9 protein-coding genes are annotated in these 8,370 nt (G+C 59.8%); all 9 read right to left on the minus strand.

Features of this window, described 5'->3' with window-relative positions:
* Window positions 1-1,716: acetate--CoA ligase (gene acs / locus A3754_RS14385; RefSeq protein ID WP_063520250.1), on the minus strand; the 1,716-nt coding region annotated here is incomplete at its 3' end.
* Window positions 1,717-1,972: 256 nt separating this feature from the next.
* Complete coding sequence (gene panD, locus A3754_RS14390) at window positions 1,973-2,353, minus strand: aspartate 1-decarboxylase (RefSeq protein ID WP_007151139.1); 381 nt, start codon at window positions 2,351-2,353, stop codon at window positions 1,973-1,975.
* A gap of 89 nt (window positions 2,354-2,442) precedes the next feature.
* Window positions 2,443-3,300 carry a pantoate--beta-alanine ligase gene (gene panC / locus A3754_RS14395; protein ID WP_063520251.1) on the minus strand — a complete coding sequence of 286 codons (858 nt, stop codon included), beginning with the start codon at window positions 3,298-3,300 and terminating at the stop codon, window positions 2,443-2,445.
* A 179-nt stretch (window positions 3,301-3,479) separates the two neighbouring features.
* On the minus strand, window positions 3,480-4,268 hold the full coding sequence (gene panB, locus A3754_RS14400; protein WP_063520252.1) for a 3-methyl-2-oxobutanoate hydroxymethyltransferase: 789 nt from the start codon (window positions 4,266-4,268) through the stop codon (window positions 3,480-3,482).
* Window positions 4,269-4,433: 165 nt separating this feature from the next.
* Entirely contained in the window at window positions 4,434-5,135 is a 702-nt protein-coding gene (locus A3754_RS14405; RefSeq protein ID WP_063520253.1) for a deoxynucleoside kinase, read from the minus strand.
* Window positions 5,104-5,622: a 2-amino-4-hydroxy-6-hydroxymethyldihydropteridine diphosphokinase gene (gene folK, locus A3754_RS14410; RefSeq protein WP_063520254.1), complete on the minus strand. Its 519-nt coding sequence runs from the start codon at window positions 5,620-5,622 to the stop codon at window positions 5,104-5,106. The genes A3754_RS14405 and folK overlap by 32 nt, the downstream gene beginning before the upstream one ends.
* Window positions 5,622-6,977 (minus strand): polynucleotide adenylyltransferase PcnB, encoded by a 1,356-nt coding sequence (gene pcnB, locus A3754_RS14415; RefSeq protein WP_231880638.1) that lies wholly within the window; start codon window positions 6,975-6,977, stop codon window positions 5,622-5,624. The genes folK and pcnB overlap by 1 nt, the downstream gene beginning before the upstream one ends.
* Window positions 6,862-7,419, minus strand: coding sequence for a hypothetical protein (locus A3754_RS28570; protein ID WP_231880639.1), 558 nt, complete (start codon window positions 7,417-7,419; stop codon window positions 6,862-6,864). Before A3754_RS28570 ends, pcnB begins: the two co-directional genes overlap by 116 nt.
* Window positions 7,420-7,609: 190 nt before the next feature.
* Window positions 7,610-8,370 (minus strand): sigma 54-interacting transcriptional regulator (locus A3754_RS14420; protein WP_197468665.1); only part of this gene is annotated, 761 nt, incomplete at its 5' end.

The following is an 8,370-nucleotide window of genomic DNA, read 5'->3' on the forward strand; positions in this document are numbered from 1 at the left end:
CAGTTCTTCGCTGCTTTCCCTGCCGGCCATCAGTGACACATAGGCATAGATGCCCTGGCCTTTGACGTCATGTTGGTAGCCGACCACGGCGGCTTCGGAGATGCTGGGGTGCAGCACCAGGGCTGATTCAATTTCGGCAGTGCCCAGGCGGTGGCCAGACACGTTGAGCACGTCGTCCACCCGGCCGGTGATCCAGTAGTAGCCATCTTCATCACGGCGAGCGCCATCACCGGTGAAATAGCAGTCCTTGTAGGCGCTGAAATAGGTGTCGATCAGGCGCTGGTGATCGCCATAGACTGTCCGGATCTGGCTGGGCCAGCTGGCCTTGATAACCAGGTTACCGGAGGCCGCGCCGTCCAGTTCTTTGCCGTCCGGGTCCATCAGCCCGGGCTGCACACCGAACATGGGCAGGGTGGCCGAGCCGGCTTTCAGGTCCACAGCGCCGGGCAGGGGCGCAATCATGATGGCGCCGGTTTCGGTCTGCCACCAGGTGTCCACAATCGGGCAGCGGGAATTACCGACTATCTTGTAGTACCACTCCCAGGCTTCCGGGTTGATGGGTTCGCCCACTGTGCCCAGCAGCTTCAGGCTGGCGCGGGAGGTCTGCTCCACAGGGGCGTCCCCCAGCCCCATCAGGGCGCGAATGGCGGTGGGGGCAGTGTAGAAAATATTGACTTTGTGTTTGTCCACCACCTGCCAGCAACGGGAGGCATCGGGATAGGTGGGTACGCCTTCGAACATCAGGGTGGTGGCGCCGTTGGCCAGTGGGCCGTAGACGATGTAGCTGTGCCCGGTGATCCAGCCCACATCGGCGGTGCACCAGTAGATGTCGCCGTCCTGATAGTCGAACACGTATTTGTGGGTCAGGGCGCTGTTGAGCAGGTAGCCGGCGGTGGTGTGCACCACCCCTTTGGGTTTGCCGGTGGAGCCGGAAGTGTACAGGGTGAACAGCGGGTCCTCAGCCTCGACCCACTCCGGTTCGCAATCGGTGGAGGCGTCGGCCATGGCCTCGTGGTACCAGACATCGCGGGGCGTTTGCCAGGCCACGTCACCACCGGTGCGTTTCACGGTCAGGCAGGTATGCACGCAGTCGACGCCGTCCAGCGCCTTGTCCGCATTCACTTTCAGCGGAATCGCCTTGCCACCGCGTACCCCTTCGTCGGCGGTAATCAGTGCGCAGGCTTCGGCGTTGAGGATACGGTCTTTCAGGGCTTCCGGAGAGAAGCCGCCAAACACCACAGAATGAATGGCGCCGATACGGGCGCAGGCCAGCATGGCGTAGGCCGCTTCGGGAATCATGGGCATGTAGATAACGACGCGGTCGCCTTTTTTCACGCCCCGGTTCTTGAGCACGTTAGCGAATTTGCTCACTTCCTCGAACAGCTGTTGATAACTGATGTGCTTGTCCTGATCGGGTTCGTCGCCTTCCCAGATGATCGCGGTTTGATTGGCGCGCTCAGGCAGGTGGCGATCGACGCAGTTGTAGCAGGCATTCAGGGTGGCGCCCTTGAACCAGGCCGCCCGGCCTTCACTGAAGTCCCATTCGCTGACGGTGTCCCAGGGGGTCTTCCAGTCCAGAAGCTGTTCGGCGCGCTCGGCCCAGAAGGTGTCCGGGTCGTTGATGGATTGGGCGTACCAGCGGTCGTAGGTGTCGCGGTCCATCAGGGTCTGTTTTTTATACTCGGCGGGAACAGGGTGAGTATGTACTTGGGACATTAGGGCCTCCTTGGGATACTGCCTGCCAGTTTCCATCATTATTATGGCTACGCCTGCCCGGGGGTATTCCACCATGGTCTTATAGGGTGTTGTGAGGGTAGACGTTGTGTTCCAAGAGTAAACAAAGCGTTGCTTAATGACCAATGCCCAAGCGGACAAAAGAGGCAATGTATACAGGGAAAGCAGTAAAAAGCGGCAGGCAAAAAAAACGCCGGCAGGGCCGGCGTTTTATCAAAAATTCAGAGCCAATTCGGGATCAGGCAACCTGAACCGGAATGGCATCGCTGGTGCCTTTCACTTCATTGCCTTCGGCCATGTAAATCAGGCTTGGCTTGAAGTTGATCAGCTCCGCGCTGGAGTAACTGGCGTAAGCGCAAATGATCACGCGGTCACCGGGCTGGGCCTTGTGAGCGGCGGCACCGTTGACGGAGATGATTTTGGAGCCCGCTTCGCCACGGATTGCGTAGGTTTCGAAACGCTCACCGTTGTCGATGTTGTAGATCTGGATCTGTTCGTATTCCAGGATACCCGCCATGTCCATCAAATCGCCATCAATGGCGCAGGAGCCTTCGTACTCGAGCTCCGCGTGGGTGACACGAGCCTGATGGAGTTTTGCTTTCAGCATGGTGCACTGCATGTTGGTTACCTCTCAAGCGACCCGAAACCTGCTGTAAACGCCGTATGGTGGGCATGCAGGCACTTCAAGGGGCCGGAAGTATGCATGAATCACCGGTCACGCACAACGGCCAGAGATATATTGTCGATCAATCGCGTTGACCCTAGTTTCGCGGCGACGGCGGCCACCAGGTCAGTGTCTTGCGGGCCCGCCGGCGCCAGGGTTTTGGCGCTGACGATGGTCAGATAGTCTACGCTGAACCCGGCAGTATCGAGCGATTGACTGATGCGGCTTTCCAGTGCCCGGTAGTCCCGCTCGCCGGCGTCGATGTCGGTTTTCAGCTGTTGCAGGTGTGCATAGAGCTGTGGGGCGAGTGTGCGCTCACTGTCGCTCAAAAAGCCGTTTCGCGAGCTGCGCGCCAGACCATCCGTTTCGCGGCTGGTGGCGGCACCGACGATCTTCACCGGGAACAGTAGCTCTTCACACATGCGGCGCAGAATGGCCAGCTGCTGGAAGTCCTTTTCACCGAATACGGCCACGTCCGGTTGCACGATGTTCAGTAGCTTGGAGACCACGGTGGTGACGCCCCGGAAGTGCCCTTCGCGGCTGGCGCCACACAGGTAGTCGCCCAGCTGGTCCACGTCCACCCAGGTCTGGTTCTGGCCGAGCGGGTACATTTCCTCGACGGATGGCGCAAACAGCAGGTCGGTGGCGGCCTCGACCAGGGCGGCGGCATCGGCGTCCAGGGTGCGTGGGTAGCGGTCGAAGTCTTCGTTGGGGCCGAACTGGGTGGGGTTCACAAAGATCGATACCACCACCACGTCGCAGCGGGCGCGCGCCTCGCGAATCAGGCTGATATGGCCGTCGTGCAGGTTACCCATGGTGGGGACAAAGCCCACGGTCTGGCCTTTGTTGTGCCACCCGCGGACATATTCACGGACCTGGGCGACGGAGTGAACGGTTTGCATGGAAATCCTCGCAAGAGACGCCGCACGCTACACGCAACAGGCAGCAACGCGACACTTGGGTTGTTGCGTTATTCTGCAGGGTTGGGGCCGCGCTTGAGCTATGGCGCGGCCCCGACATTGCAGCTTCAAAGTCCGCTACGCCGCGTTGTGGCGTGAAGCGTGTTGCTTGCTGCGGTTTTTCAAAAACAGTGCTCGTCGGCCGGGAAGCTGCCGTCTTTCACGGCGGCGTCATAGGCCTTGAAAGCGGCGCGCATATCGCCGGTGTCCGCCATGAAATCGCGCACGAAACGGGCCGGTTTGCCGGGGCTGATGCCGAGCATGTCGTGCATCACCAGTACCTGGCCGTCGCATTCCGGCGCAGCGCCGATGCCGATCACCGGGGCGGCGACCTGGCGGCTAATCTCCGCGCTGAGTGCGCGCGGTACGCACTCCAGTACGAACAGGGCTGCGCCGGCCTGATCCAGTATTTTGGCGGCGTCGAGCAGCTCGGCGGCGCCGTCGTCATCTTTGCCCTGCACCCGGTAGCCGCCCAGCGAGTTCACCGCTTGCGGGGTCAGGCCCAGGTGGGCGCAGACAGGAATGCCGTTGCGATTCAGGATCTCAATGGCGTCGGCCAGCCAGGCGCTGCCTTCCAGTTTCACCATGTTGGCGCCGGCCTGCATCAGGGCAGTGGCGGCTTCCAGGGTACGTTCCAGGGTGGCGGCGCCCATAAAGGGAACATCAGCAATGACCAGGCTGCCCTGGTTGCCGCGGACCACGCATTCGGTGTGGTAGACCATTTGTTGCAGGGTCACCGGGACGGTGCTGGTCTGGCCCTGGATGACATTGCCCAGAGAGTCGCCGACCAGAATGGCTTCCACGCCCGCTTCGGAAATCAGCCTTGAGAAGCAGGCATCGTAGGCGGTGAGCACAGAAAACTTGCCGCCTTCCTGTTTGCGTTTTTGCAGGGTGCGAATGGTGATGGACATGGGATACCTCCCAGGGAAATCAGTTGAAAGTTGAAAGTTGAAAGTTGAAACGCGGTCCAGTCTGTTGCTGCGTACAGGCTGTGCCCGCGGTCATGTCAAAAGTTTCGCGGGCAGCTGGCAATGCGCCTGTCCGCGCTCTTGAACTTTCAACTTTGAACTTTCAACTCAGTCCACTAGTGGCCGGGGGTTAAAATAGTGGCGACCGGAGCGGATGTCCAGCAACTCGCTGATCAGTTGCTGGTAGTCACGGTCGTGGTTGACCAGATCGATTTCCGCCGCGTTGACGATGAGCAGCGGGGCGCGGTCATAAAAATGGAAGAATTCGGTATAGGCGTTGCTGAGTTTATCCAGATAATCGCTGGCGATGCCTTGTTCGAAATCGTTGCCCCGATGGCCGATGCGCTGGCGTAGTACCTGGGGCGGTGCCTGCAGGTAAATCACCAGATCCGGCCTGGGCGCGTCCACGGTCAGGTGATCGTCCACGTTGCGGTACAGCTCGAATTCATCTTCGTCCAGGGTGACCTGGGCAAACAGCCGGTTCTTGTCGATCAGGAAGTCCGCAATCCGTGGCCCGGCAAACAGGTCCTGCTGCTGGATCTGGCGCAGCTGATCGGCACGCTGAAACAGAAAGAACAGCTCGGTCTGCAGGGCGTAGCGAGCCGGGTCCTGATAGAAACGGGTCAGGAATGGATTGTCGTCGGCCTGTTCCAGTAACAGGTCATAGCCGAAGGTCATGGCCAGGCGCTTGGCAAGGCTGGTTTTGCCGGCGCCGATGGGGCCTTCCACGGCGATGAAGCGGGGCAGGGTGCCGGCGGTGCGGCGCTGTTCAATCCGTTCAGTGAGGGTCTTTTCGTTCAATGAGTGCATCGCGGTCCAGTTCTGCCAGCGGTGAAAGCGTTTGTTCGGCTACCTGACTGAGAAAACTACCCAGTGCAGTGCCGTCGGGCAAGTGGCAGTGCGGGGCGATTTCCAGCAAAGGGTGCAGGACAAAGGCGCGGCGCTGCATCTGTGGGTGAGGTACCTGGAGGTCGGGGCTGTCGATAGGCTGATCGTCGATCAACAAAATATCCAGGTCCAGAGTGCGTTCGCCCCAGTGGCGCAAGCGTTGTCGCCCAGCAGCCAGTTCCAGTGCCTGCAGGCTGTGCAGCAGGGCGTGGGGCGTCAGCGTGCTGTGTACTTCGGCGACCGCGTTGACGTAGTCGGGCTGGTCCTGGGGGCCGATGGGGGCACTGCTGTACAAGCGGGAGTGGTGCTGCAGGGTGATTCCGGGTAGCTGAGCCATGGCCAGCAGCGCGCTGATCAGCCGTTGTGCCGGCTGATCCAGATTACTGCCAAGGCCTATGAACGCCTGCATTAATTATCCGCAGCAGGCTTCGGGCGGCGCCGACGGCGACGGCGTTTGTTGCCGCCGCCCCCCTGGTTGCCCAGCTGACTGATCATGTCCCGGCGGCCGCTTTCATCTTCTTCCTGATAGCGGGTCCACCAGTCGCCAAGCCCGGCCTTGATCTCTCCGCTCTGCTCACGCAGTAGCAGAAAATCGTAGGCGGCACGGAAGCGAGGATGCTCCATCATCGCATCGGCGCGGCGCCCGGCCCGTTTGTCCAGACGCAGCTGCAATTCCCACATCTCACGCATCACGGTGGAGAAGCGACGGGGAATGGCGGTGTGTTTTATTTGCTGGTTGAGGGCGCGGGTGGCGGCTTTGTGCAGTGCCTGGGCCGGCGGCAAGCCGCTGGACAGGTAGCCACCGAAGCGCTGCTGAATGACCGGCCACAGTAGTACCGCATAGATAAAGGCCGGAGTGACGGGTTTGTCCATCAGCAGGCGGCGGTCGGTGTTGTCCATGGCGGCCAGCAGCATGGCTTCCCAGGTCTCGCCCTGGTCGCCTTCAAGCGCTTGCTGGGTTTCCGGGAACAGGAAGCGGAACAGACCCAGCTCCTGTAGCTGCTCATAGGAGGCGCGGGCGTGGCCGCTGAGGAACAGCTTGAGCACTTCATCAAACAGACGGGCGGCGGGGACCTGCAGAAGCAGCTCTGCCATGTCGGGAATGCGTTGCGCCGTGCTGCTTTCAATGTGGAAGCCCAGCTTGGCGGCGAAGCGGGCCGCGCGCAGCATGCGTACCGGGTCTTCGCGGAAGCGTTGTTCCGGGTTGCCGATCAGGCGGATCACTTCCTGGTCGATATCGCCCATGCTGCCGACAAAGTCATGCAGGGTGAAGTCGGCAATATTGTAGTACAGCGCATTAATGGTGAAGTCCCGGCGCAGGGCATCTTCCTCGATGCTGCCCCAGGTGTTGTCGCGCAGTACCAGCCCGGTTTCTTCGTGGGCGTGATGTTTGTTCTGGTCCTGGTTGTCATCGCTGGCCTTGGCCCGGAAGGTGGAAACCTCAATGACTTCGCGGCCAAAGCGCACATGCACGATCTGGAAGCGGCGGCCGATAATGCGGCTGCGCTTGAACAGACGGTTGACCTGCTCAGGTGTAGCGTTGGTGCTGACGTCGAAATCCTTGGGCTCGCGGCCGCAGAGGATGTCGCGCAGGCAGCCGCCGACCAGGTAGGCCTCGAACCCGCCTTTGTGCAATCCGTAGAGCACATCAAGCGCCGCTCGGGAAACTTGCTTGCGGGAGATCGGGTGTTGGTCGCGGGGAATTACGCGCGGTTCTATCGGGCCGGAAGATTTTGGGGAACCCGGAGTGAACCAGCGTGTCATACGTTTCAGAAGCTTGCAGGGCATGCGAAAAATTCGGCCTCAAAATGAGCAATAAGGCGGCGATAGTAGCACTTTTTTTCGCCAGTTGAGATGTCTTTGGCCCGTAAGGGCCGGCACCGGCCAAGGTAATGGGATAAAATGCCCGGCCAGAAAGTAAAAAGGAGCCACAACCGAAGTTGTGACTCCCATATTTTGCGCTGATTCTGTTGTTATTATTGTTTGTGTTGTTTTCTGCCTTGTCGCTGCAATCATCAGTTGCAGCAGCACTGCATTGGCTCGTGAAATTATTGTTCTTCTTTCTTGTTGTTATTGTTTGAGCTTTTACGCCGCTGTTTTTCTTGTTTGCTGGCGTGGGATTCATAGTGCCCGTCCACCCCTGCCAATGCAACACGCTAAAAAATCCATTTAAATCATTGGGTTGTGCGTGTTTTGCAAAAAACACCTTAAATGCGGCCGGATCCAGGTAACGCTTGTGTTACTTTCCTGTGTAGAGCGGTAACACTTGCTCGGCTTTTAGGTTGTTTCGGGTCCTGCTCCCGATTTCCGTGTCCCGAATTAACGTTTTTGCGTTTGACTCTAATGACGTGTGGATTGGTTTTGCCGGTCAATGGCAAGCGATGCTGTATTCTTATTCAACGACGTGCACTGGCCTTTTTGCGGGGGATGCCCAGCCGCTGACGCCGCTCCCAAAGGCTTTTCCGGCTGATTCCCAGTTTCTGCGCCAGCTCGGTCTCGGTCATGCTGTCCTGATTTTCCATCACGAAGCGAGTGAAATAATCTTCCAGTGACAGGTCTTCGCTGGGGTCCAGGCTGGCCCGGCTGACGCGTTGGGGCGCGCGGTTGGGGTTCAGGCCCAGCTGGGCCGGGCCGATGCCGTCTTCTTCAGTGAGAATAACGGCCCGTTCAATCACGTTTTCCAGTTCCCGCACGTTGCCGGGCCAGCTATAGCTATGCATGGCTTGCAGGGCTTCCGGGGTGAAGTGCAGGTCCGGACGGTTGAGCTTTTCGCAGCCCCGGGCCAGCAGGGCATTGGCCAGGGGTTCCAGGTCTTCCTGACGATCGTTAAGCGGCGGCAGGGTCAGTTCCATGACGTTCAGCCGATAGTAAAGATCCTGGCGGAAGCTGCCGTCGGCGACCCGGCCGGGCAGGTCCAGCTGGCTGCTGGCGAGAATGCGCACATCTACCCGGCGGGGTGACAGGGAGCCCTGACGGTGGATTTCGTGATGGGTCAGCAGGGTCAGCAGGCGACTTTGTACTTCGCTGGTCAGTTCGCCCACTTCATCCAGAAACAGGGTGCCGCCGTCGGCTTCTTCAATGCGGCCGGGCTGTTCGTGATCGCCGAATAGTTCTGTGAGCTGCAGGGCCTGGGGCAGCGCCGCGCATTGCACCGAGA

Source organism: Alcanivorax sp. HI0083 (assembly GCF_001635175.1).

Coding starts and splice junctions, on each gene's coding strand:
- panD (WP_007151139.1), bottom strand. CDS start 2,353: ATGCAGTGCACCATGCTGAAAGCAAAACTCCATCAGGCTCGTGTCACC.
- panC (WP_063520251.1), bottom strand. CDS start 3,300: ATGCAAACCGTTCACTCCGTCGCCCAGGTCCGTGAATATGTCCGCGGG.
- panB (WP_063520252.1), bottom strand. CDS start 4,268: ATGTCCATCACCATTCGCACCCTGCAAAAACGCAAACAGGAAGGCGGC.
- A3754_RS14405 (WP_063520253.1), bottom strand. CDS start 5,135: ATGCACTCATTGAACGAAAAGACCCTCACTGAACGGATTGAACAGCGC.
- folK (WP_063520254.1), bottom strand. CDS start 5,622: ATGCAGGCGTTCATAGGCCTTGGCAGTAATCTGGATCAGCCGGCACAA.
- pcnB (WP_231880638.1), bottom strand. CDS start 6,977: ATGACACGCTGGTTCACTCCGGGTTCCCCAAAATCTTCCGGCCCGATA.